The organism is Pseudomonas sp. 67(2021) (genome assembly GCF_017491835.1).
Taxonomy (GTDB): Bacteria; Pseudomonadota; Gammaproteobacteria; order Pseudomonadales; family Pseudomonadaceae; genus Aquipseudomonas; species Aquipseudomonas atacamensis.
In genome coordinates this window covers 399,915-426,202 of the sequence record NZ_JAFGYL010000002.1, presented here as the reverse complement: position 1 = coordinate 426,202, position 26,288 = coordinate 399,915, and the positions used below count along the sequence as shown (strand labels likewise).

Below are 26,288 nucleotides of genomic sequence, written 5' to 3'. Positions count from 1 at the left end.
CCCGACATGATGCAGGGACTGCGGGTTTTATTGCTGTGGCTGGGGCTTGTTGCCTCGGTCGGGGCGAATGACCAGCCGCAGACGCTGGAGGTGCTGGCGCGCCTCGAACCGGGAAGTATCCAGGTGCGCCTCGATGATCGGGAGCGCCAGTGGCTGCGTGAGCATCCAGTCTTGCGCATGGGCATCTCCGGCCCGGATTACCCGCCCTTCGAAATCACCCGCAATCAGCATGAGCTGGAAGGGCTGACCGCCGATTACGCCGATCTGCTGGCGCAACTGCTCGGCATCAGGATCGAAGTGCGGCGTTTCGCCGATCGTCCCGCACTGATGGCCGCACTCAAGCGCGCTGACGTCGAACTCCTGGGCACCTCGAACAGTTTCGAAGCGGCGGATCCGGCCTTTGTTCTGTCGCGGCCGTATGCTGAAGATCAGCCGATGCTGGTGACGCGTCATGACGAGAAACTGCCTGCTGACCTTGCAGGCAAACGCATCGCCATGGTCGAGGATTACCTGCCACTGGCCCATGTTCAGGCGTTCTACCCCGGCGCCCACGTACAGCTTTATGCTTCGGCCATGGATGCACTCGGCGCGGTCGCCTTCGGTGCCGACGACGTGTACCTGGGCGACTTCATCAGCGCCAACTACCTGATCAACACCAATTATCGCAACGACCTGCAACTGGCCGGGCCGTCGGGGCTTGATGCCAATCCGTTCGCCTTTGCGTTGTTGCGCAGCGATGTGGTGCTCAAACGCATCGTCGACAAGGCCTTGCTGGCCGTGCCCATGGAGCGTCGCCATCTGATCGAACAGCGCTGGAGCGTCGGCCTCGCCGAGATGGCCGAACAGTCGCGGGTACAGCTCAGCGCCGCCGAGCAGCAGTGGCTGGATCAGCACCCGGTGGTGCGGGTCGGCGCTGTCGAAGACTTCGCGCCGTTGGCGTTTTTCGATGCTGATGGACGCTTCAACGGGCTGGCAGCGCAGTTGCTGAGCCTGATTGCGCAGCGCAGCGGGCTGAATTTCGAGATCGTGCGTGGCACCTCGCTGAACGACCAGTTCGAACAACTTCAGGCCGGCGCACTCGATATTTTGCCCGTGGTGACGCCGAGCACCGAGCGGGAAGCGCAGCTGCAATTCACCCGCGCCTATCTGAACAATCCGTTCGTGCTAGTCAGCGCAGCGAACGGACCACATCCATTGCCGCTCGACGAACTGGCGGGCAAACGCCTGGCGATCTATCGCGGCCACCCGTTGCGCGAATACCTCTTGCAACGGGTTCCCGGCCTGCGTCTGGTCGAAGTCAAAAGCCCCGCCGAAGGCATGGCGCTGATTGCCCGTGGACAGGTCGACGTGACGGTAAGCTCGTTGCTGGTGGCGCGTTTTCTGATCGCCCGCCAATACCGCGACCGCCTGCGTATTACCGGCACCGTAGGCGATCAGCCGGCGCGCATCGCTTTGGCCACGGCGCCGCAGTCGGCGCTGCTGCACTCGATCCTGAACAAGGCGTTGCTGAGCATCGCGCCGCAGCAAATGGATGAACTGGTCGAGCGCTGGAGCCACGATGTGGTGGTGGAGGACAGCTATTGGTCGCGCCATCGCCGCGAAATTCTGCTTGGTTTTGCCGGCGCCGCAGGCTTGCTGCTGCTGGCCCTGATCTGGATCGGCTGGCAGCGTCGGCAGATCCATCAGCGCCAGCAATGGTTGTTGCAACTGCAACAGGCCAAGGACGCAGCGGATGAGGCCAATCGGGCCAAAAGCACTTTCCTGGCGACCATGAGCCACGAGATTCGCACACCGATGAACGCCTTGATCGGCATGCTCGAACTGGCGCTCAAGCGCGCAGAGGAGGGCGTGACTGATCGACTGGCAATTCAGGTGGCGTCGAATGCCGGCCAGCAATTATTGGCGTTGATTGGCGACATTCTCGACATCGCCCGTATCGAGTCGGGGCATTTGTCCCTTTCGCCCGAGCGGGCCAATTTACGCGAGACGGTGTTATCGGTATGCCGAGTGTTCGAAGGGCTGGCGCGGCAGAAACGGCTCTCGTGGCGCATCGAACTTGATCCGCGCGCCGACGTGGATGTGCTGATTGATCCGACGCGCTTCAAACAGGTGCTGTCGAACCTGTTGAGCAATGCGATCAAATTCACTGAGGTGGGCGAGGTGAGTTTGCGCTTGCAGGTCATCGCCATGACCGACGCTGAAGTGGACTTGCTGTTGCGCATCGAAGACAACGGCATCGGCATCAGCGGCGAAGATCAAAAGCGCCTGTTCAGCCCGTTCGTTCAAGCGAGCAATAGTCTTCAAGCGGCGCGCAGCGGTTCCGGCCTGGGTCTGGTGATCAGCCGTAACCTCTGCGAAATGATGGGCGGCACGCTGGGTCTCGATAGTGATCTCGGGCAAGGCACGCGAGTGGAAATGAATCTGTCCTTGCCGCTGTTGACAGCTGTGACGACCACGCTGGCAACGCCCGAGGCGGCAGCCGCTACCTGTGTATTAAGCGTGTTGGTGGTGGACGATCACCCGGTCAACCGCTTGCTGATGTGCTGGCAATTGAGCGAACTGGGGCATCGCTCGGTAGATGTGGGCGATGGCGAACAGGGGCTGGACCGCTGGCGAACCCAGGCCTTCGATGTGGTGATTACCGACTGCAACATGCCGCGACGCAATGGCTATGAGCTGGCACAGGCGATTCGCAACGAAGAAGCCGCCGGCGGCCGCGCACCCTGTCTGATCCTCGGTTTTACGGCCAATGCGCAGGTCGAAGAGCGTTTGCGTTGTCTGGACGCTGGCATGGACGGTTGCCTGTTCAAACCGATTCGTTTGCATGATCTGGCTGAAGCCCTGAAAGGCGCTCAGCGTTGCGAGCGCCACGAAGATGAACCGCCAAGTGCCGAGCCCGTCGAGATTGATCTGAGTGCCCTGGAGCAGATGGCCGGTGCCGATCACTCGTTGATCGAGCGTTTGCGCAAGGAAGTCGGCAATAGCTTGCGCGACGATCTGCAAGCTTTGGATCAGACCCACGTCGGCGACCGCAACGGCCTGCGTGAGCTGGCCCATCGCATCAGGGGCGGTGCGCAAATGGTTGGGGCTGCGCGGGTTGTTGCGGCGTGTGCAGATCTGGACACGGCGTGCCGAGACAGTGACAGCGCTGTCATCGACCGCGCCATCGACAGGTTGCGCGAAGCCATGCACGGCCTCGCACGTTGCCTCTGAACCATTGCAGATTCCTGTGGGAGCGAGCCTGCTCGCGAAATGCGCGCCGCTGACTCAATTGTTCTGCATATGGAACACTCAAGCCGATTTCCACCATCTAGTCGAATATTCGATATGCCTTTAGGCTTAATCCAATGCATTCACCCATTGGAGACCCCATGAAAAACATCATCGGCATTTACACCAGCCCGCGCGGCCATTGGGTCGGCGATGGTTTCCCGGTGCGCACGCTGTTTTCCTACGACAACCTGGGCAAGCACATCAGCCCGTTTCTGCTGCTCGATCACGCCGGTCCCGCCGAATTCACCCCGACCACTGAACAGCGTGGCGTCGGCCAGCACCCGCACCGTGGTTTCGAAACCGTGACCATCGTTTACGACGGCGAAGTGCAGCACCGCGATTCCACCGGCAGTGGCGGCACCATCGGCCCGGGTGATGTGCAGTGGATGACCGCAGCGTCCGGCATCCTCCATGAGGAATTCCACTCGGAAAACTTCGCCCGAACCGGCGGCAAGCTGGAAATGGTCCAGCTGTGGGTCAACCTGCCGGCCAAGGACAAAATGGCCGCGCCGGGTTACCAGACCATTCTCGACCGCGACATTCCGAGCATCGCGCTCAAGGACCACGCCGGCAGCCTGCGTCTGATCGCCGGCGAATTCGATGGGCACACCGGACCTTCGCGGACTTTTACGCCAATCGACGTGTGGGATCTGCGCCTCAATGCCGGCAAGTTGCTGACGCTTGATCTGCACGAAGGACGCAACACCGCACTGGTGGTGTTGAAAGGTTCGGTGCTGGTCAACGGTGCGGAATCGGTTGGGGTAGGGCAGTTGGCGCTGTTCGAACGCGACGGTGATCGACTCACCCTCCAGGCCAGCGAAGACGCGGTGGTGTTGCTGCTCAGTGGCGAGCCGATCGACGAACCGATCGTTGGCCACGGCCCGTTCGTGATGAACACCGAGCAGGAAATCCATCAGGCCTTTGCCGACTTCCAGTCCGGGCGCTTTGGCCAGATGCACGCCTGACCCCGAGCTTTACCGCCAACTGAAACTTCCCTGTGGGAGCGAGCCTGCTCGCGAATGCTCTGATTCGGTCGAAGAAGTAGTGACTGACATGACGCCTTCGCGAGCAGGCTCGCTCCCACAGGTTGTTCAGCGTCTGATCGTTCCCACGCTCTGCGTGGGAATGCAGCCGGGGACGCTCCGCGTCCCACAGCCTCAAGATCGCAGCCTTCGTCAGCTCAGGGTTTTGCAGTGTTTGTAAGCCGGTGCTCATCCACCGAAATCAATTGCTCCTACACTGTGCCAATCTGTGCGATCTTCTCGCGATTGGCCTTTGTCGGAGTTGTTTGATGCTGTCTCTGCTGACCGAACACCCGTTGTTTAGCGCGTTGATCCTGATCCTGCTCGATCTTGGCCTGTGGCGGCTGATCAGCTCTCGCGGCAGCGAATGGAAGCTGTTGGTGCGGGTGCTGATTTTCGCCTTGTTCAGCATTGTGCTGTTCAACGAAGGCCTCAACCCGATGGAGCCGGCGCCGTGGGCCGACAACGTGCCGCTGCATCTGGCGGCGACCGGGTTGCAGATCGGCTGGTGGCTGTTTGGTGCGCGCACCCTGACGGTGTTGATCGGCGCGGTGATGATGCAGCGGGTCGGCCATACCGGCCGGCTGTTGCAGGACTTGCTCGGCGCGGTGATTTTCCTCATCGCGATCATTGCGGCGCTGGCGTACGTGCTCGATCTGCCGGTCAAAGGCGTGCTGGCGACGTCCGGCGCGTTGGCGATCATCGTCGGCTTGGCCTTGCAGAGCACCTTGAGCGACGTGTTCTCCGGCATCGTCCTCAACACCACCAAGCCCTATCAACTCGATGACTGGATCTCCATCGACGGCACCGAGGGCCGCGTCACCGACATCGACTGGCGCGCCACGCGTCTGCAAACCAGTCAGGGCAGCATGGCCGTGATTCCCAACTCGCTGGCGGCGAAAGCCAAAATCATCAACTTCAGCCGACCGAGCAATATGTTCGGCGTTTCCGTCAGCGTGCCCGTCAGCCCCCATGCCCGGCCCAGCTCAGTGATCGAGGCGTTGGAGCGGGCGATGCAAGGCTGCCGGCAATTGCTCGACACACCGGCGCCGAGCGTGTCGTTGAAGAGTTCTGCCAGCGGCGGCGCGGAATACGAAATCAGCGGGTTTGTCGCCTCGATGGGCGAGAAGCGCGTGGTGCGCAATCAGTTGTTCGATCTCGCGTACCGGCATTTGCAGGCCTCCGGGGTCAACCTGCTGTCGAGCAACGAGACCAGCGCCGCACCGCAGTTGTCGCGGCCACGGGCGCTGCTGGAAAGCTCACCGATCTTCTCGACTCTGCGTGAAGAAGAAAAAGACACCTTCAGCCAGAACATGACTCTGCAAACTTTCCGCGTCGGCGAAACGATTCTCGCGGGCGGGGAGGTCAGCGATCATTTGTTCATCATTGAATCCGGCGTGGTATCGGTGACGCTCAAGCGCCATGGTGCGCCACTGGAATCCGGGCGCATGGGGCCGGGCGAGGTGATCGGCGAGGCCGGGATTCTTTCCGACACCGCGCTGCCGGCGGATTTTTCCGCGAAGACTTTCTGCGCCCTGTATCGCATCGAGAAGTCCTACCTGAAACCGTGCCTGGACGCGCGCCATGACATCCACGATGCGATGCAGGCATTGCTCGATTTCCGTCTGCACAAGGCGCAGTCGCTGACCGAGGAAACGCCTGTGGTCGCGCCGAAAAGAGGCTTTCTGCAATGGCTGCGTAACCGAGTCTGAGCTGTCGCTTTGTGATTCGATGCAACCTGCGCGGCGTTCTCAGGGTCACAATTTGCAATCCCACCGGGCAGGAGTTGCAGACGATGAAAAACCTGCGAATCGCCACCTTCAACGTCAACGGCATGCGCGCGCGGCTGCCGAATCTGCTGGAATGGCTCAAGCGCGAGCAACCGGACATCGTCTGCCTGCAAGAGCTCAAGTCAGTGGACAGCGCATTTCCCGCCGCCGAATTGGAGGCCGCCGGTTACGGCGCAATCTGGCAGGGCCAGGCGTCATGGAATGGCGTGGCGATTCTGGCGCGTGATGCGCAGCCGTTGGAGAGTCGACGCGGTTTGCCCGGCGAGCCCGATGACACCCACAGCCGCTATATCGAAGCGGCGGTGCACGGTGTGCTGGTCGGTTGCCTGTATCTGCCCAACGGCAACCCGCAGCCGGGGCCGAAATTCGATTACAAACTGGCCTGGTTCGAGCGTCTGATCAATTACGCCAAAGACCTGCAAAGCAGCGATCACCCGGTGGTCCTGGCCGGTGACTTCAATGTCGTGCCCACCGACATGGACATCTACAACACCCGTTCCTGGCTCAAGGACGCCTTGTTGCAACCTGAAAGCCGCGAGTGCTACCAGCGGCTGCTGGACCAGGGCTGGACCGATTCTCTGCGCCACGTGTATCCCGAAGAGCGCCTCTACACCTTCTGGGATTACTTCCGTAACCATTGGCAAACCAATTCCGGCCTGCGCATCGACCACCTGTTGCTCAACCCGGCATTGAGCCCGTATCTGCACGACGCCGGTGTTGACGCCTGGGTGCGCAACGAACCGCACGCCAGTGACCATGCACCGACATGGATTCGGATCGCTTCGCGGAAAAAGCGCTGAGCGGGCGATTGGCGAAATCAATTGTCGGAAGCCGTGCTTGATCCCGTATACAGGGCAACATCAACGCAGTGTTCTGCGGCCCATGCATAAGGATCGAGCAATGAGTGTGGCACGGCTGACCAATACCAATCTGTACCTGCAACGTCTGGGTTTCGATGCGCCGCCGCCACCGACACTGGATACGTTGCGTCAGTTGCAACTGCGCCATACCGCCGAGTTTGTTTTCGAAAATCTGGCAACGATCAGTGCAGAGCCGGTGTTGATCGACTTGGTCTCCATCGAAGACAAGGTGTTGCAGCAGGGGCGGGGCGGCTACTGCTATGAGCTCAATCATTTGTTCTATGCGCTGCTGCTTGAATTGGGCTTCGACGCACGGGCGATCAGCGGGCGCGTGGTGATGAATCAGCCGGAAGGCAGCTGGACGGCGCGAACCCATCGTTTGAGTCTGGTGACCATCGACGGAGTGCGTTACATCACCGATGTCGGCTTCGGTGGCATGGTGCCCACCGCGCCGCTGTTGCTCGACAGTGAAGATGAGCAACCCACCCCGCACGAACCTTACCGCATCGACAAGCAAGCGGATGGCTATCTGCTGCGCGCCAAAGTCGCAGGCGAATGGCGGCCGATGTACCTGTTCGATTTGCAGCGCCAGGAAGACATCGATTACACCGTCGGCAACTGGTACGTCTCCACCCATCCCGAGTCACCCTTTGCCCAGCGCCTGATGGTCGCGCGCACCGGCGCTGGCTGGCGCAAAACCCTGAACAACGGCAGTTTTGCCATTCATCACATGGGCGCGGACAGTGAGCGGCGCGAAGTCGCGGATGTCGACGAGCTGATGGAGTTGCTGCGGCGCGAGTTCGATCTTCAGGTGCCTGATTCACCGCGTGTGCGACAAGCGCTGGCTCGGGTCATCGCGCCAGCCTCCATCTAAGGCTTTACATCAGGCTCCAATACGCGACGGATTTCGCCGATGGCCGCTGACAGCTTTCGCTCGAGACTCTTGAGATCGGTGGCGGTGATGCCTTTCTTGAATTGTCCCGTCAGACCTGAATCATCAGCGCTTTCCTGCTGGCGTGGGCCATCAAGCAGCGCATGGCGCAGAGTGTTGTTGATCACGGTCTGATAGCCAAAGCCCTCGGTTTCTGCGGCAGTACGCGCCGCTTCGATCACCGCGTCATCAAGCATGATGGTGATGCGGGTCTTGCCCTTGCTCGGCGCTACTGCGCCGCGTTTACCTGCGGAAAAGTCATATTCGTCTTTCATCGTTCAAGCCTCCTGAAAATACGCGCGCCGTTCGCTGGGTGTGGCGAGACGTGCGGAAATGATTCGAACAACATTGGCTTCGCGATAGCTGTAAGCAACGGCAAGCACACGACCTTTGGCATCGAGGCCGAGGGTGATCCAGCGTTGTTCGTCATGGTCGTTGTCCTCAAGTGTCAGTGCGCATTCGTCATGGAAAACCGGTTCGGCTTCGGCGAGGCTGATGCCTTTGTGCTTGAGTTTGTTGGCTGCGTTTTTGCTTTTGTCGTACTGAATCTTGAATGACTTCATTATGCATACTTTATATGTATAAAAAAGGGCGCGACTGCACCGTCGGTCGCCGTGAACACTTCAGCCTGGTGGGCACTGGCGCGGACGCAGCGGGGATGTGTTGCCGGATTTGTTAGGGCAAGAAGCGCAGGCTAGAAGGTTGGATGGCTACCTAACCATTATGTGACTGATAAGTTGTATACAACTCTATGGACATTTGTCCTGAGTATTGAATACAGTGTGCGCATAACAAAAACCAGGGAACCCCCCACCATGAAAACGCCCCATGTTTCACACCAACGGCCCGAGGACGAAAACCTCGGGGTCGGCGCGAATATGGCTTACGGCCTGCAACATGTTCTGACCATGTACGGTGGTATCGTTGCGGTGCCACTGATCATTGGCCAGGCGGCCGGTCTGTCGCCGGCGGACATTGGTCTGTTGATTGCTGCTTCATTGTTTGCGGGGGGGCTGGCGACGTTGCTGCAAACCCTGGGTCTGCCGTTTTTTGGCTGTCAGCTGCCGCTGGTCCAGGGCGTATCGTTCTCCGGCGTGGCGACCATGGTTGCGATCGTCAGCAGCGGCGGGGAGGGCGGTTTCCAATCGGTGCTGGGTGCGGTGATTGCCGCCTCGTTGATCGGCTTGCTGATCACGCCGGTATTCTCACGCATCACCAAGTTCTTTCCGCCGCTGGTCACCGGCATTGTGATCACCACCATCGGCCTGACGCTGATGCCGGTGGCCGCACGCTGGGCGATGGGCGGCAACAGCCACGCGCCGGACTTCGGCAGCATGCAGAACATCGGTCTGGCGGCGGTCACGCTGGTGCTGGTGTTGCTGCTGAGCAAGGTTGGCAGCGCGACCATTTCTCGGCTGTCGATTCTGCTGGCCATGGTCATCGGCACGGTGCTGGCGGTGTTCCTTGGCATGGCGGATTTCTCCAGTGTCACCACCGGCCCCATGTTCGGCTTCCCGACACCGTTCCACTTCGGCATGCCGACCTTCCATTTCGCCGCGATCCTGTCGATGTGCATTGTGGTCATGGTGACGCTGGTGGAAACCTCGGCAGACATCCTTGCCGTGGGCGAAATCATTGACACCAAGGTAGATTCCAAACGCTTGGGCAACGGCCTGCGCGCCGACATGCTGTCGAGCATGTTTGCGCCGATCTTCGGTTCGTTTACGCAAAGTGCTTTCGCGCAAAACGTCGGCCTGGTGGCGGTGACCGGGATCAAGAGCCGATTCGTGGTCGCCACCGGCGGCCTGTTCCTGGTGGTGCTCGGCCTGCTGCCGTTCATGGGCCGGGTGATTGCCGCCGTGCCGACTTCTGTCCTCGGCGGCGCAGGGATCGTGCTGTTCGGCACCGTGGCCGCCAGCGGCATTCGCACGTTGTCGAAGGTGGACTACCGCAACAACGTCAACCTGATCATCGTCGCCACTTCGATCGGTTTCGGCATGATCCCGATCGCAGCGCCGAACTTCTACGATCACTTCCCGAGCTGGTTCGCGACGATTTTCCATTCGGGCATCAGTTCATCGGCAATCATGGCGATCCTGCTCAATCTGGCCTTCAACCACTTCACGACCGGCAACTCGGATCAACAGTCGGTGTTCGCCGCAGCCGAAGAGCGCACGCTGCGTTATCGCGATCTCGCCGCGCTGCGTGAAGGCGATTACTTCAGCGACGGCAAGCTGCATGATTGCGATGGCAAGGAAGTGCCGGTGATCGAGCCGGATGACCATGATCATGGCCACGGCGCGCCGAAGGTGCAGGTGAAAAGCAGCGAACATGTCTGACTGCTGCGTCTGAAACGGAAAAGGCCGATCTGCCCAACAGATCGGCCTTTTTGTATTTTTCGTGCGCCCACAAAAAAGCCCCTGAACCTTGCGATTCAGGGGCTTTGCTATTTGGCTCCACAACCTGGACTCGAACCAGGGACCCAGTGATTAACAGTCACTTGCTCTACCAACTGAGCTATTGCGGAATTGGTGCGTATGTTACTGATTCAAAAAGAGAAGTCAAGCATCGCCTGGCAACTTTTGCGATTCGTCGGGACGGACGGCATTTTGTCAGCGATTGGCGGTTACCAGAAAGGCCTCAGAGGTCTACCATGGCAGCCCGGAAGTGGTCACACGCGCTGCCGGCCATTCGCCGCAAAGGTACGCGCCATGAATCAAATCACCCGTAACACCGAGGTGCTCGCATGAGCACTGCACAGATCAGCCTGCCCAAAGGGATCGGCCCGCACGCCGAAAAACTTTTGGATGCAATCACCGGGGCAAGTACTGCCGAAGAATTGAACCGCGCCGGCGGCAAGGCCGAAGGTTTCGTCCTCGGTCTCGAAAGCAGCAAGGCCATCAAGAGCCAGGTCGCCGAATCGCTGTATGTGATTTATGACGATGCTGCCACTCAACGCTCGGCCGAGCTGGCTTAACTGCCGAAGGTAATCGTGCCGAGCATCAGCTTGGCATAGGCCGCCGTCGCCGCCAGTTGCACCAGCCACAGGGCCAGGCCACCGAGGAATACCCCGGTGGCGACTTGCAGCACCAGGCTCTTTTCACGCTTGGCCGGAGCGCGCGGGATGAAATCATCCAGGTCGTCACGGTCAGCGCGCAGGTTGTCGTTTTTCATGTGGGTTCTCTTCAAAAAATCTCGGGTGTACACAAAACCGGTAGGAGCTGCGGAACGCTGCGATCTTTTGATCTTAGAAACAAGATCAAAAGATCGCAGCCTGGTTGCACTCGTCAGCTCCTACACTTTGAATTGTGTGCAGTCTAGAGGTTGCGAGGCGTTTCCAGAGACAAATAAAAACGGGAAGCCCAAAAGGCTTCCCGTTTTTCATCACTGGCCGAAATCAGATGACCTGAACGATCGCGTCCGTCACAGCCTTGATGTTGCTCTGGTTCAGCGCGGCCACGCAAATGCGGCCGGTGTCCAGGGCGTAGATGCCGAACTCGTTGCGCAGGCGATGCACTTGTTCAGTGGTCAGGCCGGAGTAGGAGAACATGCCGCGCTGACGACCGACGAAGCTGAAATCGCGGCCCGGCGCTTTTTCCGCCAGCAGGGCAACCATCTGCTCGCGCATGCCGCGAATACGCAGACGCATCTCGGCCAGTTCGGCTTCCCACTGCGCGCGCAGTTCCGGGCTGTTCAGCACCGCAGCAACGATGCTGGCGCCGTGGGTCGGCGGGTTGGAGTAGTTGGTGCGGATCACGCGCTTGACCTGCGACAGCACGCGCGCGCTTTCTTCTTTCGATTCGCTGATGATCGACAGTGCGCCAACGCGTTCGCCGTACAGCGAGAACGACTTGGAGAACGAGCTCGAGACGAAAAAGGTCAGGCCGGATTCGGCGAACAGGCGCACAGCGGCGGCGTCTTCGTCGATGCCGTCGCCGAAACCCTGGTAAGCCATGTCGAGGAACGGCACGTGACCTTTGGCCTTGACCACTTCCAGCACCTTGTTCCAGTCCGCCGGGGTCAGGTCGACGCCGGTCGGGTTGTGGCAGCAAGCATGCAGGACAACGATCGAGCCGTTCGGCAGGGCGTTGAGGTCGTCGAGCATGCCGGCACGGTTCACGTCATGGGTGGCAGCGTCGTAGTAACGGTAGTTCTGCACCGGGAAACCAGCGGTTTCGAACAGCGCGCGGTGGTTTTCCCAGCTCGGGTCGCTGATCGCCACGACGGCGTTCGGCAGCAGTTGCTTGAGGAAGTCGGCACCGATTTTCAGTGCGCCGGTCCCGCCGACGGCCTGAGTGGTGATGACGCGACCGGCACTGATCAGCGGCGAGTCGTTGCCGAACAGCAGTTTCTGCACGGCCTGGTCGTAGGCAGCGATGCCATCGATCGGCAGGTAACCGCGCGAAGCGTGTTGCGCGACGCGAATCGTCTCGGCTTCGATCACCGCGCGCAGCAGTGGAATTCGCCCCTCTTCGTTGCAGTACACGCCCACGCCCAGGTTGACCTTGGTGGTCCGGGTATCGGCGTTGAATGCTTCGTTGAGGCCCAGGATTGGATCGCGGGGTGCCATTTCGACAGCGGAGAACAGGCTCATTATTACGGCGGCTCTGAATGGAGAGTGGAGGGACGTGTCGCGCTCCAGCCGAATGCACTAGAGCGGTGCACAAACGGGGAGCTAGTATAGAGGCCATCACCGCGCAATGGCGACAGGCGAATCGGCTTTTAGGGTAAGTTTTTCCGATTATTTCTTGACCGTTAGTCGATTGACTTTGTCAGACTCTTTACCGGATGTAGGACGTTTGCCTTGAAAGGTCAGGCAATCGCCACCACATTCAGCACAATCCAGGTTTTTTCTTGCGCGACATCGGTCGTTTGCGGTCGTCCTCGTGGTGCTCCGCCTGACGCGGAACGCCGCGATTCCAGAGGTGTGTATGTCGGAATTCCAGCTAGTCACCCGCTTCGAGCCTGCCGGCGATCAGCCGGAAGCCATTCGCCAGTTGGTTGAGGGCATTGACGCCGGGCTGGCGCACCAGACACTGCTCGGTGTGACCGGTTCGGGCAAGACCTTCAGCATTGCCAACGTCATCTCCCAGGTCCAGCGGCCGACGCTCGTACTGGCGCCGAACAAGACCCTGGCCGCGCAGTTGTACGGGGAGTTCAAGGCGTTCTTCCCGAACAACGCCGTTGAATACTTCGTTTCCTACTACGACTACTACCAGCCCGAAGCGTATGTGCCGTCGTCCGACACCTTCATCGAGAAGGACGCCTCGATCAACGACCACATCGAGCAGATGCGCCTGTCCGCAACCAAAGCGTTGCTCGAGCGCAAGGACGCGATCATTGTCACCACGGTCTCATGCATCTATGGTCTGGGCAGCCCGGAAACCTATCTGAAAATGGTCTTGCACGTTGATCGCGGCGACAAGCTTGATCAGCGTGCGCTGCTGCGGCGCCTGGCCGACCTGCAATACACCCGCAACGACATGGATTTCGCCCGGGCGACGTTCCGCGTGCGCGGTGATGTGATCGATATCTTCCCGGCGGAATCCGACCTCGAAGCGATCCGCATCGAGCTGTTCGATGACGAGGTCGAGAGCATTTCTGCCTTCGACCCACTGACCGGCGAAGTCATCCGCAAGATGCCGCGCTTCACTTTCTACCCGAAAAGTCACTACGTGACGCCTCGGGAAACCCTGCTCGACGCCATCGAAGGCATCAAGGTCGAATTGCAGGAGCGCCTCGAATACCTGCGCAGCAACAACAAACTGGTGGAAGCCCAGCGTCTGGAACAGCGCACCCGTTTCGACCTGGAGATGATCCTCGAACTGGGCTATTGCAACGGCATCGAAAACTACTCGCGCTACCTGTCCGGGCGTCCGGCCGGCGCGGCGCCACCCACCCTTTACGACTATCTGCCGGCCGACGCCTTGCTGGTGATCGACGAATCCCACGTCAGCGTGCCGCAGGTCGGCGCGATGTATAAGGGCGACCGCTCACGCAAGGAAACCCTCGTTGAGTACGGCTTCCGCTTGCCTTCGGCGCTGGACAACCGGCCCATGCGTTTCGACGAGTGGGAAGGGGTCAGCCCGCAGACCATTTTCGTCTCGGCAACGCCCGGCAACTACGAAGCCGAGCACGCCGGGCGCGTGGTTGAGCAGGTGGTGCGGCCGACTGGCCTGGTCGACCCGCAGGTTGAGGTGCGGCCGGCGCTGACCCAGGTCGATGACTTGCTCTCGGAAATCACCAAGCGTGTGGCGATCGAAGAACGTGTGCTGGTCACCACGCTGACCAAGCGCATGGCCGAAGACCTGACCGATTACCTCGCCGACCACGGCGTGCGCGTGCGCTATCTGCACTCGGACATCGACACCGTCGAGCGCGTCGAGATCATCCGCGATTTGCGCCTCGGCGTGTTCGATGTGCTGGTCGGGATCAACCTGCTGCGTGAAGGCCTCGACATGCCGGAAGTGTCGCTGGTGGCGATTCTCGATGCCGACAAGGAAGGCTTCCTGCGTTCCGAGCGCTCGCTGATCCAGACCATCGGTCGCGCGGCGCGTAACCTCAATGGCCGGGCGATTCTCTACGCTGATCGCATGACCGGTTCGATGGAGCGGGCGATTGGTGAGACCGAGCGCCGTCGCGAGAAGCAGATCGCCTTCAACCTTGAGAACGGCATTACCCCGAAAGGTGTGATCAAGGACGTCGCCGATATCATGGAAGGCGCCACCGTGCCGGGTTCGCGCAGCAAGAAGCGCAAAGGCATGGCCAAGGCCGCCGAAGAGAACGCCAAGTACGAAGCCGAGCTGCGCTCGCCAAGCGAAATCACCAAACGCATCCGCGCGCTGGAAGAGAAGATGTACCAACTGGCGCGGGATCTGGAGTTTGAAGCGGCGGCGCAGATGCGTGACGAGATTGCCAAACTGCGCGAACGATTGCTTACGGTATAAGGGATCGTTCCCACGCAGAGCGTGGGAACGATCATTGGGTATCCCTGTGGGAGCGAGCCTGCTCGCGAATGGCCTTCACACCATCTGAAGGGCTTAGGGCATCTGGCTTAAATACCCTGCCCGCTGGAGCCGGGCGGGTGTCGCCTGTTACCATTCGCCGCTTGATTGTTCTGCTCTTCATTTTTTCGAGACAAGCCATGACCACCGTCCGCACTCGCATCGCGCCATCGCCTACCGGGGACCCCCACGTAGGTACCGCTTACATCGCATTGTTCAACTACTGCTTTGCCAAGCAGCACGGCGGTGAGTTCATCCTGCGCATTGAAGACACCGATCAGTTGCGTTCGACCCGCGAGTCCGAACAGCAGATCTTCGACGCCCTGCGCTGGCTCGGCATCGACTGGAGCGAAGGCCCGGATGTCGGCGGCCCGCACGGCCCTTATCGGCAGAGCGAGCGCGGCGACATCTATCAGAAGTACTGCCAGCAACTGGTCGACATGGGCCATGCGTTCCCGTGCTTCTGCACTGCTGAAGAACTCGATCAGATGCGCGCCGAGCAAATGGCTCGCGGCGAAACTCCACGTTACGACGGCCGCGCACTGTTGCTGTCGAAGGAAGAAGTCGCCGCGCGCCTGGCTGCTGGCGAACCGCACGTGGTTCGTATGAAGGTGCCGAGCGAAGGCGTTTGCGTAGTGCCGGACATGCTGCGTGGCGACGTCGAGATCCCGTGGGATCGCATGGACATGCAAGTGCTGATGAAGACCGACGGCCTGCCGACGTACTTCCTCGCCAACGTCGTCGACGATCACCTGATGGGCATCACCCACGTGCTGCGTGGCGAAGAGTGGCTGCCATCGGCACCGAAACTGATCTTGCTCTACGAATACTTCGGCTGGGAACAACCAGAGCTGTGCTACATGCCGCTGCTGCGTAATCCGGACAAGAGCAAGCTGTCCAAGCGCAAGAACCCGACCTCGGTGACGTTCTACGAGCGCATGGGCTTCATGCCGGAAGCGATGCTCAACTACCTCGGGCGCATGGGCTGGTCGATGCCGGACGAGCGCGAGAAGTTCTCGCTGCAGGAAATGGTCGACAACTTCGACCTCAAGCGCGTTTCCCTCGGCGGGCCGATCTTCGATATCGAGAAGTTGTCGTGGCTCAACGGCCAGTGGCTGCGCGATCTGCCGGTGGAAGAGTTTGCCGCCCGCGTGCAGAAGTGGGCGTTCAACTCCGACTACATGATGAAGATCGCGCCGCACGTGCAGGGCCGGGTTGAAACGTTCAGCCAGGTCGCACCGCTGGCGGGGTTCTTCTTTGCTGGCGGCGTGAATCCGGATGCCAAGCTGTTTGAGTCGAAAAAACTCTCCGGCGATCAGGTTCGCCAGTTGATGCAGTTGATCCTGTGGAAACTGGAAAGCCTGCGGCAGTGGGAGAAGGACAGCATCACCGCGACGATTCAGGCGGTGGTCGAATCTCTGGAGCTGAAACTGCGCGACGCGATGCCGCTGATGTTTGCTGCGATCACCGGGCAGGCGAGTTCGGTGTCGGTACTCGATGCGATGGAAATCCTCGGCCCGGATCTCACCCGTTTCCGCTTGCGCCAGGCGATTGACCTGCTGGGCGGCGTGTCGAAGAAAGAAAACAAGGAGTGGGAAAAGCTCTTGGGCGCCATCGCCTGATTGCTTTTGCTTCTTTGCAGGACTGCCGAAGGCTGCGATCTTTTGATCCTGCCTTCGGCGTTTCTCCCGAATTTACGGGGGAGGGCGGTAAGTGATTGTTATCCCGGCAAAAAATTTTGAAATTTTTCAAAAATAAGTTTGACAGGCTTTCGATACGCCCTTAAGATTCGCCCCGTCCTCAGCGATGAGGGGCTATAGCTCAGCTGGGAGAGCGCTTGCATGGCATGCAAGAGGTCGACGGTTCGATCCCGTCTAGCTCCACCAATTTACACTTCGAGGTCTGGCCACACCGGCCTTGAAGCGATCAACACTCAGCGTTGATCAGTTGTATGGAAGGGTTTGCGTCCCCTTCGTCTAGTGGCCTAGGACACCGCCCTTTCACGGCGGTAACAGGGGTTCGAGTCCCCTAGGGGACGCCAGTTTTACAGAAGTGATGTTGCAAGAGATCACTCCGCCGCGAGGCGAAAAATCCGGGGCTATAGCTCAGCTGGGAGAGCGCCTGCATGGCATGCAGGAGGTCAGCGGTTCGATCCCGCTTAGCTCCACCAATTTTACAGTTCAAGGTCTGGCCACACCGGCCTTGAATCGATCAGCTCTCAGCACTGATCAGTTGTATAGAAGGGTTTGTGTCCCCTTCGTCTAGTGGCCTAGGACACCGCCCTTTCACGGCGGTAACAGGGGTTCGAGTCCCCTAGGGGACGCCACGATTACCCGCTCTGCGGGATTTTATAAGGGTCATTCAATTATTGAATGGCCCTTTTGTTTGTCTGGCGTTTGGCCAACTCTCCTTTTTCCTTACACTGTGCTTCAGACCAGCGGTCATATTCATGACTTGCGGAATATTATTATGCGAATAATATTCTAGTCGTAATATTCGGAGGCAACGATGAACGATAAAAAAGCTCAAACCCGCGAGCGCATCCTCAAGGCTGCCAGCGCCGCACTGATTCAGCGCGGCCCGGCTGACCCGAGCGTGGGCGAAGTGATGGGCGCAGCCGGCCTGACCGTCGGCGGCTTCTACGCACACTTCGAAAGCAAGGACGCGATGATGCTCGAAGCGTTCAAGCAACTGCTGGGCCGGCGTCGCGACCTGATTGCCGACATGGACGCCGATCTGACCGGCGAAGAGCGTCGCGCTTTGGTCGCTGCGTTCTACCTGTCGCGCAAACATCGGGATTCCAGCGAAGCCGCATGTCCGATTCCGGCCTCGATTGGCGAATTGGGGCGTTTGCCGGAGTCGTTCCGCATCGCGCTGAACGAGCATCTGGAGCTGATGGTCGCGCAACTGGCGGCCAGCCCTGAAGACACCGACAAGGCTTTGGCCGATGTCGCGTTGATGGTTGGTGGTCTGGCCTTGGCCAGAGCGCTGGGTCCGGGAGAGTTATCCGATCGATTGCTGCGCGCCGCCAAGTCGGCGGTGCGTTGACCTGAAGGCAACAAGCCTGAGGAGAGTGCGATGAACGCGTTGAAGTGGGTTCGTGGCGTTAACGGTACCTTGGGCTGGTTTGCACCGAAACTGGTGGCAAGCAAAATGCGTCTGGCGTTCATGACGCCCCGCGCGCTACCGCTGCGCGATTGGGAGCTGCCGCTGTTGGCCAGCTCCGAACGCATCACGTTGCGCTTCGGCCTGTCGGCGCTGCGCTGGGGTCAAGGCCCTACGGTGTTGCTGATGCATGGTTGGGAAGGGCGGCCAACGCAATTCGCCTCGCTGATCAATGCGCTGGTCGATGCCGGTTATACCGTCGTCGCGCTCGATGGCCCGGCCCACGGTCGCTCCCCTGGGCGAGAAGCCAATGTAGTGCTGTTCGCCCGCGCCATGCTCGAAGCCGCTGCCGAATTGCCGCCGCTGCAAGCGGTTATCGGGCATTCCATGGGCGGCGCCAGCGCGATGCTCGCCGTGCAATTGGGTCTGCGCACCGAAACTCTGGTCAGCATCGCCGCACCGTCGCGGATTCTCGGCGTGCTGCGCGGTTTCGCGCGAATGGTGGGCATGCCGCCGCGCGCGCGTTCGGCGTTTATTCGTCAGGTCGAGCAGGACGTCGGCATGCGCGCCGCAACGCTGGACGTGGCCCACTATCAACTGGATATGCCCGGCCTGATCGTGCACGCCGAGGACGACAACTTCGTCTCGGTCAAAGAATCGCAATTGATTCACGAAGCCTGGTTCGACAGCCGCCTGCTGCGCCTGGAAAGCGGCGGCCATCAACGCGTGCTGGCCGACCCTCGAGTGATTGATGGTGTGTTATCACTGCTTGCCGGTCGCAGCCTTCAGGCGCGCCAATCAGCCTGAGCTCCGTTACACTGCCCCGGTTGAATACTTTGACCGGGAGTGGGGCATGGGCTGGGATCGGGCAACGCCGTTTACCATTGATCTGCAAGTAGGCGCCGAAGACATCGACGGGCTCGGGCACGCCAACAACGCCGTTTACGTGACCTGGCTCGAGCGCTGCGCCTGGCGCCATTCGCAGCGCCTCGGCCTGGATCTGGTCGAATACCGGCGGCTGGATCGGGCGATGGCAGTTGTCCGTCACGAAATCGATTACCTGGCCGCGGCCTACGAAGGCGATGAACTGCAACTGGCGACCTGGATCGTCGACTGGGATCAGCGCCTGAAAATGACCCGGCATTTCCAGCTCAAACGCCCCAGTGACGACGCCACCCTGCTGCGCGCGCAGACCACATTTGTCTGCATCGAGCTGTCGACCGGCAAGCCCAAGCGTATGCCGGCGGAATTTATCGAAGGCTATGGCCCGGCGATCCAGATCGCAGAGGCAATGTAAATCTCACCCTGTGGGAGCGAGCCTGCTCGCGAAAGCGTCAGGTCAGTCACGCATGCATGAACTGACAGACCGTCTTCGCGAGCAGGCTCGCTCCCACAGAGATATGTGTTGTTCTGCGGATTTGTGCGATATCCAGTAAACTGCCGCACGTTTTTTCTTCAAGTAGTGTTTCCCCATGCAAATTGCTCTGGCGCCCATGGAAGGGTTGGTCGACGACATCCTGCGCGACGTGCTGACCCGCGTTGGCGGCATCGACTGGTGCGTGACCGAATTCATTCGGGTCAACGACCAGTTGCTAACTCCGGCGTACTTCCACAAGTTCGGCCCCGAGCTGCTCAACGGTGCTCGCACCGCGTCCGGCGTGCCGCTGCGCGTGCAGTTGCTCGGTTCCGATCCGGTTTGCCTGGCGGAAAACGCCGCGCTGGCCTGCGAGCTGGGCTCGGAAGTGATCGACCTCAACTTCGGCTGCCCGGCCAAGACCGTCAACAAATCCCGCGGCGGCGCCGTGCTGCTGAAGGAGCCGGAGCTGCTCAATCAGATCGTCGAGCATGTCCGTCGCGCCGTACCGGCGCACATCCCGGTCACCGCGAAAATGCGCCTGGGTTTCGACAGTCCTGACGGCTCGCTGGTCTGCGCCACGGCGCTGGCCGAAGGCGGGGCAGAGCACATCGTCGTGCATGCGCGGACGAAAATGGACGGCTACAAACCGCCGGCACATTGGGAGTGGATCCCGCGCGTGCAGGACGTGGTCAAGGTGCCGGTGTTCGCCAACGGCGACATCTGGAGCGTCGAAGACTGGCGCCGTTGCCGCGAAATCAGTGGTGTCGAAGACATCATGCTCGGTCGGGGTCTGGTCTCCCGCCCGGATCTCGCTCGGCAGATCGCTGCGGCGCGCGCTGGCGAAGAGGTCGTCGAGATGACCTGGGCCGAGCTGATGCCGCTGATTCAGGACTTCTGGCTGCAGGCCAAGGCGCAAATGACCGCCCGGCAATCGCCCGGTCGCCTCAAGCAATGGCTGGCCATGCTGACACGGAACTACCCGGAAGCCGCCGAGCTTTTCACCGTTCTGCGCCGTGAAACCGAGCCGGATCAAGTCTCGCGTTTGCTCGGATTGCCGCTCGTCGAGGCCGCATAAAAAATCTCAAAATAATCTCTTGAAATCAAAACAGTGGTCCCTATCTAAGGGTTACGCGATGCCGAATTCGGGTCGCGGAGACACAAAACCTTGCTGATTGTTTTCAGGAGATTTGAATCATGAGTACTGCATTTTCTCTCGCGCCACTGTTCCGTTCCTCGGTCGGTTTCGACCGTTTCAACGACCTGTTCGAAACCGCCCTGCGCAACGAGCCAGGCAGCAGCTACCCACCTTACAACGTCGAAAAACACGGTGATGACCAATACCGTATCGTCGTTGCGGCCGCCGGTTTCCAGGAAGAAGACCTGGACCTGCAAGTCGAGAAGGGTGTGCTGACCATCAGTGGCGGCAAGCGTGACACTGACGAGAGCGTCACGTTCTTGCATCAAGGCATCGCCCAGCGAGCCTTCAAGCTGTCGTTCCGTCTGGCCGATCACATCGAGATCAAGGACGCTGCCCTGCGCAACGGCCTGCTGAGCATCGACCTGCTCCGTGTGATCCCGGAAGAAGCGAAAGCCAAGCGCATCCCGATCAATGGAGCGCAGCAGCCGGCGTTGCAGCATTGATTCATGTGCTGACACACAATCGCCCGAACCGGCGATAAGCCGCTGAACGAAAGGCCCCGATACGTCGGGGCCTTTTTTGTGCGCGCAGTCAAAGCGATGCAGGGTTTGCCGCTGTCGGCGGGGCTCTTTACAATCGGCGCAGTTTTGCCGGCCCCCATTTCCCAGCGGTCGGCCTGGAGCCTTTTTTCATGGACGAGATTCAACAGCGCTGGCTGTGCGCGTTGTCCGCACCAATGGCCGCGCTCAACACCGGCGCCGGGTATGACGACCCGGCGTTCTGCAACGATCGTTACATCAACCTCAAGGAAAGTTGGGGTATCGATGATCGGCAACAGTTGTTCGACATGCTCGGATGGATGACCGACGACGGCCATGCCAAACACCTCAGTGCGGCCTATCTGGCGTGGCAGCGATGCCTGCCCAGTGAATGGCAGTCGTTGCTCAATGAGCTGAGCCCGCGCGAGCGCGTCCTGCATGAATTTGCCAGCCGTACCTTCGGCAGCTGTGGTCCCGGCGGCATCTTGTCCTGGGATTACGGCCGGATGGGCTTTCTGTTGCGCTGCGCCGTGCGTAATCAATGGATCGGTCTGGACGAGAGCAACTGGTTGCACAGTCGTCTGGCGTTGAGGGCGCAGTTTCATTACGGCAGCTGGATGGCTTATTTCAACGGCTTTCTGGTGGGACGAACTTTTTGGTACTGCATGAGCAAAAGCGATGGTGAACTGGCGGTCGAGATGAGTCGTGAGGGCACCAGCGCTTTCAACACCAGGATTGCCCGAGGCCTTGCGCAAAACATTCCACACTTTCTCGCCGATCTGCCATGGCACATGGATATTGATCCGCCCTCTCGTCCGGCATCGCTTGGGGAGTTCGACTGGTCATGAGTTGCTGGATTCGACTGGGCATTGAACCGACTACTGACGAAACCCTGATTCGCAGCGCCTATCGCGCCCGTTTGCCGGCGCACCATCCGGAAACCGATCCGGAAGGTTTTCAAGCGCTACGCATGGCCTACGAGAGTGCCCTGCGTCTGGCCCGTGAAGAGGAGGAAGAGGCTGGAGACGAGATCGACGCTGCACAAGCCGATGTCGTTCGGGCGCCTCAAGCTTTCCTGGATTTCTGTGCGCTGCTGGATGATCCCGCGCGACGCTTCAACTACTCGGCATGGCAGGCATTTGTCCGGACGCTGGATGCCTTGTCACTGGAGGTTTTCGATGACCTCAACTGGGGCTTGTACCACCGACTGTCCGGCGCCGGTCCGTTGTCCTACCGTTGTGCGAATCTGTTGGCGCAACGCATGGCCTGGGACCAGCAATTGCTCGATCTGGCATTCGACGATGCGCAAGCGGTAGAAAGCTTTTTGCAGCGCATCAAGACGCCCGACCCGTTCGACACGGATCTGATGAGCGCCTGGTCAGAGCCGGCACAGACCGAGTCGCTGTGGTATGCCCGTAGCCTCGATTTCATCTTTACTCAGCGTCCGCTTCACGAGTTCGCCGAGTTCGCCAGTCGGCATACGTGCTTGCCGTTGCCCAACGATGCCGCGTACCTCAAGCGGTTGCTGGTGCAGTTCACCCAAGCGGGGATGGGCGCGCCGACGTTCCTGCAGTGCTGTGCCGAACAGCACGATGCCGCGCCGGATAACGTCGACTGGCTGTACCTGCTGGCGTGTCAGTACAGTCTGTTGGGGCACGACGATCAAGCGTTTCCATGCTGGATTCGGCTCTGGAGCGAACATCGCCATCCCGCGGCAGAGAGTCGCTTGCTGGAGCTGTGTGCCAAGCGTCAGCCGACCTTTCTGCCGTTGCTGATTCAGGCGTTCGATCGTCTGGAGGACTGCGCCGTTTGGCCGGACGAACTGGGTGCTGAGTGCCAAGTGTATGGCAGTCCGTCACAACGGCCCGAGACCTTGACCCGTTGGTTGGGTGTCGGACGGCTCAAGCTTGATGCACTGGCGCAAAGCTTTGTTGATTGGCGCATGGCGGGCGACGAGTTGCCATTGCTCGCGCAGTTGATCGGCGAAAACCACGACAGCCGTTTGCTGCGTCTGTACCGGCACGCCTGGGCGCTGCATCGTGGTGATTCGGCCTTGTTGCAGCAGATTGTCGACGAACCGCTGCCGGTGGACGCGCTGGAATGCCTGGTTTTGAGCGGCCTGAAGTATCAGGCCAGGCAACATCTGCATTGGCTGGCCAAGGCGCCTATTGCGCAGGCCATGAGCGCTTTCACTGACTCGCAAACACGTTCACCGCAATTGCCGCTCGCGTTGTCCGAAGGTGCGCTGCACAAGGTTTGTCGTCTGTGGTTGCAGCGCTTGCGGCCCTATAGCGACACGGCGCTTGCACGCATCGCCGACGCGTTCGAGCTGAGTGCGGTCAAAGACGGCAATGACCTCTCGGAGCTTGATCTTATGCTCCAGTTGAGTCGGCGCGCGACAGGTTTGCCGCCGATCGGGTTGGGAGCGGCCATCTGGGATTGGCACGCTCAAACCGTGTTTTTTCTGGCATTGCTGGAACAACCCGAGCGCTGGTTGCAATTGATTGATGCGCAGTGTCTGGAGCGTTTGCCGTTCAATCCTGCGCATCCTTTGAGCCGACTGCAGCCGCTATTGCGGCGCTTGCTGCGTGAGCAGGGCAATGGCGCCGGTTTGCTGGGCTGGCTGCAGGGTGACGATCCTGTGCACGGTTTGCTGGTGCAACAGTTGTTCAGTGTCGAGCAGGCTCTCGACAGCGCCAGGCTGCCCGCCAATACCCTGCTTTACACCTGCGTCGAAAGTGACCGTGCGGCGTGCGGCGATGATCTGCTGGGCTTGTTGATGTTCTGGGGCGTGCTCTACCACGATCCAGGCCTGAGCGCCGAGCAGCACCGGGCGTTGTTGCGGTCGATTGAAGCGGTCAGTTGCGAGGATGACTGGTTCGAAGGCTTTCGCGACGGTCTGATCAAGGGCGAACCGGTGTGGCCACCGCGCAAGGTGTTGACGGATTTCGGTGTCGACAAACTATTGGCCTATGAGGCGCTGGATGCGCTCAACAGCTTGATTCGCTACGGCGCTGCCGGTGTGCCGAAAACGCGAGTGTTGCGGCAACTGCAGCAGGGTAAGGATGACGTGCAGAACAGCGTCGGTTTGCGCTTGGCACTGTGCGCGTTGCTGTCGTGGTCGGAGCGGTTGCTGTTAGCCAACAGTGATGTCCAGCCAGTACCAGCGAAAGCTTTCTGGCGCCTCGGATCACGGCTGGGGCGCAAGGCTTTTATCGCTCAGGTCCTGGGATGCGTAGTGGTAACCCCAATAGCGGGGCTGATAACGGGCACGACGATTGGCGGGTTGGTCATCTTTTTGCTTGGCGTGCTGCTGTTGTTCGCGGCAGTTCTACGGCGGTTGCACGATATGGGCCGGGGCATACCGACACTGCTGATATTTCTTGGATTGTCGCCGTTTCTGCCATTCCTGCCGCTGGTGTTGTTCGGCTTTCCGGGAGACAAACTGCCTAACCGCTATGGCGTGCCGCCGGACAGTGGGGCAGATATGTTGTCCGGCGGGTTGCAGGCTGCTTTACGGCAACTGAACGGTTAAAGACGCATCTGATCCAGCGCATCATTCAGCGCTGAGCGGTGGCTGGCGATTTCGCTGGCTTGCTGGCCGGCAAGCACGGTGTTGAAGGTGTCCATCCACTCGGCAATGCGCGCACGCTCGTCGCCCAGAGTTTGCATCCATGCTCGCTCCAGGCGTGCGAGCAGGGTGCGGTTGGGCAGGGCGTCGCGAGGGTGGACTTTGAGCGTCGCGAGCCGGGCATGGCTGTCTCTGCGCGCCTGTTCATCCAGTCCGGTCGGGCTGCGGTCGATGCTGTGGCCGTAACGTTCGCCGGTTTCCAGAAGCGTGACGTCTACTTCCAGCAGGCCGTTGATGTCATAACTGAAACGCACATCGAGGCTCTGCAGCTGCTCACTAGGGGTGAACTGGATGTCGAAAGAATCGATGAAAATATTGTCGCGTACCCACGGGCGTTCCCCTTGATACACCGCGACACGGATTTCAGTCTGTTGCGCAAACGTCGTCGAGTAACGCTGCACCCGTGACGTTGGAATCACCGTGTTACGTTCGATGATCGGCGAGAACGCGCCACTGACGCCTTCGCCACGATTGGTCGAAATCCCCAGCGTATACGGACAGACATCGGTCAGAATCAATTCCTCGACCGCACCGTCCCGCGCCTTGCATGCCGCCTGCGTCGCTGCGCCCAGAGCCACGATGGTGTCCGGATCAAGATGCCGATAAGGCAGGCGTCCAAACAACGTGGCGACCATTTGCTGTACCGCCGGCATGCGCGTGGCGCCACCGACCAGCACCAGGCTGTCGAGGTCGCGCGGTTTCAGTCGGGCATCGCGCAGAGCCTGTTCGATTGGTGCGCGCAAGCGGGCCAGCAACGGCTCCCAGATTTTCACCGCAGCGGCCTCATCCAGTTCCCATTCGAATGTCTGCTCGGCATACCGCCAGCTCAAGTGCTGCGCGCCTTCGCCGAGTTTGCATTTCAGCTGTTCGAGCGCATCACCGAGGCTGGCCATGGCTTGTGCATCGATCGTTGAGGGGGTGAGTTGCCAGTGTTTCAGGCAGGCCTGCAACAGGGCGGCGGTGAAGTCTTCGCCGCCAAGAAAGTTGTCACCAGTGGAGGCGTGCACTTCGATCAGCGGCAATGCGTATTCGAGCACGGTGACGTCGAACGTGCCGCCGCCGAGATCGAATATCAGCGTGCGTTCGAACTTCTGTTCGTGCAGGCCGTACGCCATGGCGGCAGCGGTCGGTTCATTGATCAGGCGCGTCACGGACAGCCCGGCCAGTTCGGCGGCGAACAAGGTGCGCTTGCGCTGCTCGTCACTGAAATATGCCGGTACGGAAATGACCGCTTCTGTGACCGCCTGGCCGAGAAAGGCTTCCGCGTCCTGCTTGAGTGAGCCAAGTACCAGCGCCGACAACTCTTGCGGGCTGAACTGGCGAGAGCCGAGCTGGATTTGCCTGTCGCTGCCCATGAAGCGCTTGAACGCGGCGGCAGTGCGTTCCGGGTGCGTGGTCAGGCGGGCGCGGGCGGCTTTGCCGACCAGAATCGTGTCGTCTTCATCAAGGCTGACCACCGACGGTGTCAGCACATCGCCGAGGGCGTTGCGGATCAGTTCGGCGCGGCCTTCACGCCAGACGGCGATCAGGCTGTTGGTGGTGCCAAGGTCGATGCCCAGCAGGGCCGGGCGGGGAAGGGATGCATCCTGCATGGTTGATCTCGAAGCGGCGCAAAAAACGCGACCCTACAGGCTGACG

At 60.2% G+C, this 26,288-nt stretch carries 21 protein-coding genes and 5 tRNA genes; 20 read left to right on the top strand and 6 right to left on the bottom strand.

All coding sequences use genetic code 11. From position 1 onward, the window contains the following. Nucleotides 1-6 precede the first annotated feature (6 nt). The 5 genes from J5M66_RS05615 to J5M66_RS05595 all read left to right on the top strand — a co-directional run bounded on the left by J5M66_RS05615 (nucleotide 7) and on the right by J5M66_RS05595 (nucleotide 7,819). Entirely contained in the window at nucleotides 7-3,213 is a 3,207-nt protein-coding gene (locus tag J5M66_RS05615; protein WP_207807355.1) for a transporter substrate-binding domain-containing protein, read from the top strand. A gap of 158 nt (nucleotides 3,214-3,371) precedes the next feature. Continuing rightward, a complete protein-coding gene (locus tag J5M66_RS05610; protein WP_197890945.1) occupies nucleotides 3,372-4,238 on the top strand; it encodes a pirin family protein in 867 nt (288 codons plus the stop codon). Nucleotides 4,239-4,564: 326 nt separating this feature from the next. After that, a complete protein-coding gene (locus J5M66_RS05605; RefSeq protein WP_130911611.1) occupies nucleotides 4,565-6,007 on the top strand; it encodes a mechanosensitive ion channel family protein in 1,443 nt (480 codons plus the stop codon). A gap of 83 nt (nucleotides 6,008-6,090) precedes the next feature. After that, complete coding sequence (gene xth, locus J5M66_RS05600) at nucleotides 6,091-6,885, top strand: exodeoxyribonuclease III (RefSeq protein ID WP_207807354.1); 795 nt, start codon at nucleotides 6,091-6,093, stop codon at nucleotides 6,883-6,885. 100 nt (nucleotides 6,886-6,985) lie between these two features. Next, nucleotides 6,986-7,819 (top strand): arylamine N-acetyltransferase, encoded by an 834-nt coding sequence (locus J5M66_RS05595; RefSeq protein ID WP_206420697.1) that lies wholly within the window; start codon nucleotides 6,986-6,988, stop codon nucleotides 7,817-7,819. Here the strand turns inward: J5M66_RS05595 and J5M66_RS05590 are convergent. Next, entirely contained in the window at nucleotides 7,816-8,151 is a 336-nt protein-coding gene (locus tag J5M66_RS05590) for a BrnA antitoxin family protein (RefSeq protein ID WP_076567077.1), read from the bottom strand. The genes J5M66_RS05595 and J5M66_RS05590 overlap by 4 nt on opposite strands. Nucleotides 8,152-8,154: 3 nt before the next feature. Next, nucleotides 8,155-8,439: a BrnT family toxin gene (locus J5M66_RS05585; RefSeq protein ID WP_024012375.1), complete on the bottom strand. Its 285-nt coding sequence runs from the start codon at nucleotides 8,437-8,439 to the stop codon at nucleotides 8,155-8,157. Nucleotides 8,440-8,691: 252 nt separating this feature from the next. Between J5M66_RS05585 and J5M66_RS05580 the strand changes: the two genes are divergently transcribed. Beyond that, nucleotides 8,692-10,215, top strand: coding sequence for a nucleobase:cation symporter-2 family protein (locus tag J5M66_RS05580; protein ID WP_024012376.1), 1,524 nt, complete (start codon nucleotides 8,692-8,694; stop codon nucleotides 10,213-10,215). A 112-nt stretch (nucleotides 10,216-10,327) separates the two neighbouring features. Here the strand turns inward: J5M66_RS05580 and J5M66_RS05575 are convergent. Continuing rightward, a tRNA-Asn gene (locus tag J5M66_RS05575) sits at nucleotides 10,328-10,403 on the bottom strand. 219 nt (nucleotides 10,404-10,622) lie between these two features. Between J5M66_RS05575 and J5M66_RS05570 the strand changes: the two genes are divergently transcribed. Further along, nucleotides 10,623-10,853: a hypothetical protein gene (locus tag J5M66_RS05570; RefSeq protein ID WP_207807353.1), complete on the top strand. Its 231-nt coding sequence runs from the start codon at nucleotides 10,623-10,625 to the stop codon at nucleotides 10,851-10,853. Here J5M66_RS05570 and J5M66_RS05565 read toward each other — a convergent pair. After that, the gene (locus tag J5M66_RS05565) at nucleotides 10,850-11,050 is read right to left on the bottom strand and encodes a hypothetical protein (protein ID WP_016773917.1); all 201 of its coding nucleotides are present in this window, start codon (nucleotides 11,048-11,050) and stop codon (nucleotides 10,850-10,852) included. The two genes, J5M66_RS05570 and J5M66_RS05565, sit on opposite strands and share 4 nt — an antisense overlap. Nucleotides 11,051-11,273: 223 nt before the next feature. Continuing rightward, the gene (locus tag J5M66_RS05560; protein ID WP_016773918.1) at nucleotides 11,274-12,470 is read right to left on the bottom strand and encodes an amino acid aminotransferase; all 1,197 of its coding nucleotides are present in this window, start codon (nucleotides 12,468-12,470) and stop codon (nucleotides 11,274-11,276) included. 337 nt (nucleotides 12,471-12,807) lie between these two features. Here J5M66_RS05560 and uvrB point away from each other — a divergent pair, with 337 nt between their 5' ends. From uvrB to J5M66_RS05495, 13 genes are all read left to right on the top strand, one after another. After that, the gene (uvrB, locus tag J5M66_RS05555; protein WP_024012378.1) at nucleotides 12,808-14,823 is read left to right on the top strand and encodes an excinuclease ABC subunit UvrB; all 2,016 of its coding nucleotides are present in this window, start codon (nucleotides 12,808-12,810) and stop codon (nucleotides 14,821-14,823) included. 197 nt (nucleotides 14,824-15,020) lie between these two features. After that, complete coding sequence (gene gltX / locus J5M66_RS05550; RefSeq protein ID WP_207807352.1) at nucleotides 15,021-16,502, top strand: glutamate--tRNA ligase; 1,482 nt, start codon at nucleotides 15,021-15,023, stop codon at nucleotides 16,500-16,502. 188 nt (nucleotides 16,503-16,690) lie between these two features. Beyond that, nucleotides 16,691-16,766, top strand: a tRNA-Ala gene (locus J5M66_RS05545). A 79-nt stretch (nucleotides 16,767-16,845) separates the two neighbouring features. Then, nucleotides 16,846-16,921 (top strand) — tRNA-Glu (locus J5M66_RS05540). A gap of 53 nt (nucleotides 16,922-16,974) precedes the next feature. After that, nucleotides 16,975-17,050, top strand: a tRNA-Ala gene (locus tag J5M66_RS05535). Between the two features lie 80 nt (nucleotides 17,051-17,130). After that, nucleotides 17,131-17,206: transfer RNA gene (locus tag J5M66_RS05530), tRNA-Glu, on the top strand. 182 nt (nucleotides 17,207-17,388) lie between these two features. Then, nucleotides 17,389-17,928, top strand: coding sequence for a TetR/AcrR family transcriptional regulator (locus J5M66_RS05525; protein ID WP_016773921.1), 540 nt, complete (start codon nucleotides 17,389-17,391; stop codon nucleotides 17,926-17,928). 30 nt (nucleotides 17,929-17,958) lie between these two features. Beyond that, nucleotides 17,959-18,792, top strand: a complete 834-nt coding sequence (locus J5M66_RS05520) for an alpha/beta fold hydrolase (RefSeq protein ID WP_016773922.1) — start codon at nucleotides 17,959-17,961, stop codon at nucleotides 18,790-18,792. A 46-nt stretch (nucleotides 18,793-18,838) separates the two neighbouring features. Then, a complete protein-coding gene (locus J5M66_RS05515; RefSeq protein WP_150635759.1) occupies nucleotides 18,839-19,282 on the top strand; it encodes a thioesterase family protein in 444 nt (147 codons plus the stop codon). Nucleotides 19,283-19,457: 175 nt separating this feature from the next. Beyond that, nucleotides 19,458-20,417 carry a tRNA-dihydrouridine synthase gene (locus tag J5M66_RS05510; RefSeq protein ID WP_016773924.1) on the top strand — a complete coding sequence of 320 codons (960 nt, stop codon included), beginning with the start codon at nucleotides 19,458-19,460 and terminating at the stop codon, nucleotides 20,415-20,417. 119 nt (nucleotides 20,418-20,536) lie between these two features. Next, nucleotides 20,537-20,983: an Hsp20 family protein gene (locus J5M66_RS05505; protein ID WP_016773925.1), complete on the top strand. Its 447-nt coding sequence runs from the start codon at nucleotides 20,537-20,539 to the stop codon at nucleotides 20,981-20,983. A 188-nt stretch (nucleotides 20,984-21,171) separates the two neighbouring features. Beyond that, nucleotides 21,172-21,867 carry a DUF1266 domain-containing protein gene (locus J5M66_RS05500; protein ID WP_207807351.1) on the top strand — a complete coding sequence of 232 codons (696 nt, stop codon included), beginning with the start codon at nucleotides 21,172-21,174 and terminating at the stop codon, nucleotides 21,865-21,867. Continuing rightward, a complete protein-coding gene (locus tag J5M66_RS05495) occupies nucleotides 21,864-24,554 on the top strand; it encodes a DUF805 domain-containing protein (RefSeq protein ID WP_207807350.1) in 2,691 nt (896 codons plus the stop codon). The genes J5M66_RS05500 and J5M66_RS05495 overlap by 4 nt, the downstream gene beginning before the upstream one ends. Here the strand turns inward: J5M66_RS05495 and J5M66_RS05490 are convergent. Then, nucleotides 24,551-26,242: a molecular chaperone HscC gene (locus tag J5M66_RS05490; protein ID WP_207807349.1), complete on the bottom strand. Its 1,692-nt coding sequence runs from the start codon at nucleotides 26,240-26,242 to the stop codon at nucleotides 24,551-24,553. The two genes, J5M66_RS05495 and J5M66_RS05490, sit on opposite strands and share 4 nt — an antisense overlap. Nucleotides 26,243-26,288 lie beyond the last annotated feature (46 nt).

Coding starts and splice junctions, on each gene's coding strand:
- J5M66_RS05615 (WP_207807355.1), top strand. CDS start 7: ATGATGCAGGGACTGCGGGTTTTATTGCTGTGGCTGGGGCTTGTTGCC.
- J5M66_RS05610 (WP_197890945.1), top strand. CDS start 3,372: ATGAAAAACATCATCGGCATTTACACCAGCCCGCGCGGCCATTGGGTC.
- J5M66_RS05605 (WP_130911611.1), top strand. CDS start 4,565: ATGCTGTCTCTGCTGACCGAACACCCGTTGTTTAGCGCGTTGATCCTG.
- xth (WP_207807354.1), top strand. CDS start 6,091: ATGAAAAACCTGCGAATCGCCACCTTCAACGTCAACGGCATGCGCGCG.
- J5M66_RS05595 (WP_206420697.1), top strand. CDS start 6,986: ATGAGTGTGGCACGGCTGACCAATACCAATCTGTACCTGCAACGTCTG.
- J5M66_RS05590 (WP_076567077.1), bottom strand. CDS start 8,151: ATGAAAGACGAATATGACTTTTCCGCAGGTAAACGCGGCGCAGTAGCG.
- J5M66_RS05585 (WP_024012375.1), bottom strand. CDS start 8,439: ATGAAGTCATTCAAGATTCAGTACGACAAAAGCAAAAACGCAGCCAAC.
- J5M66_RS05580 (WP_024012376.1), top strand. CDS start 8,692: ATGAAAACGCCCCATGTTTCACACCAACGGCCCGAGGACGAAAACCTC.
- J5M66_RS05570 (WP_207807353.1), top strand. CDS start 10,623: ATGAGCACTGCACAGATCAGCCTGCCCAAAGGGATCGGCCCGCACGCC.
- J5M66_RS05565 (WP_016773917.1), bottom strand. CDS start 11,050: ATGAAAAACGACAACCTGCGCGCTGACCGTGACGACCTGGATGATTTC.
- J5M66_RS05560 (WP_016773918.1), bottom strand. CDS start 12,470: ATGAGCCTGTTCTCCGCTGTCGAAATGGCACCCCGCGATCCAATCCTG.
- uvrB (WP_024012378.1), top strand. CDS start 12,808: ATGTCGGAATTCCAGCTAGTCACCCGCTTCGAGCCTGCCGGCGATCAG.
- gltX (WP_207807352.1), top strand. CDS start 15,021: ATGACCACCGTCCGCACTCGCATCGCGCCATCGCCTACCGGGGACCCC.
- J5M66_RS05525 (WP_016773921.1), top strand. CDS start 17,389: ATGAACGATAAAAAAGCTCAAACCCGCGAGCGCATCCTCAAGGCTGCC.
- J5M66_RS05520 (WP_016773922.1), top strand. CDS start 17,959: ATGAACGCGTTGAAGTGGGTTCGTGGCGTTAACGGTACCTTGGGCTGG.
- J5M66_RS05515 (WP_150635759.1), top strand. CDS start 18,839: ATGGGCTGGGATCGGGCAACGCCGTTTACCATTGATCTGCAAGTAGGC.
- J5M66_RS05510 (WP_016773924.1), top strand. CDS start 19,458: ATGCAAATTGCTCTGGCGCCCATGGAAGGGTTGGTCGACGACATCCTG.
- J5M66_RS05505 (WP_016773925.1), top strand. CDS start 20,537: ATGAGTACTGCATTTTCTCTCGCGCCACTGTTCCGTTCCTCGGTCGGT.
- J5M66_RS05500 (WP_207807351.1), top strand. CDS start 21,172: ATGGACGAGATTCAACAGCGCTGGCTGTGCGCGTTGTCCGCACCAATG.
- J5M66_RS05495 (WP_207807350.1), top strand. CDS start 21,864: ATGAGTTGCTGGATTCGACTGGGCATTGAACCGACTACTGACGAAACC.
- J5M66_RS05490 (WP_207807349.1), bottom strand. CDS start 26,242: ATGCAGGATGCATCCCTTCCCCGCCCGGCCCTGCTGGGCATCGACCTT.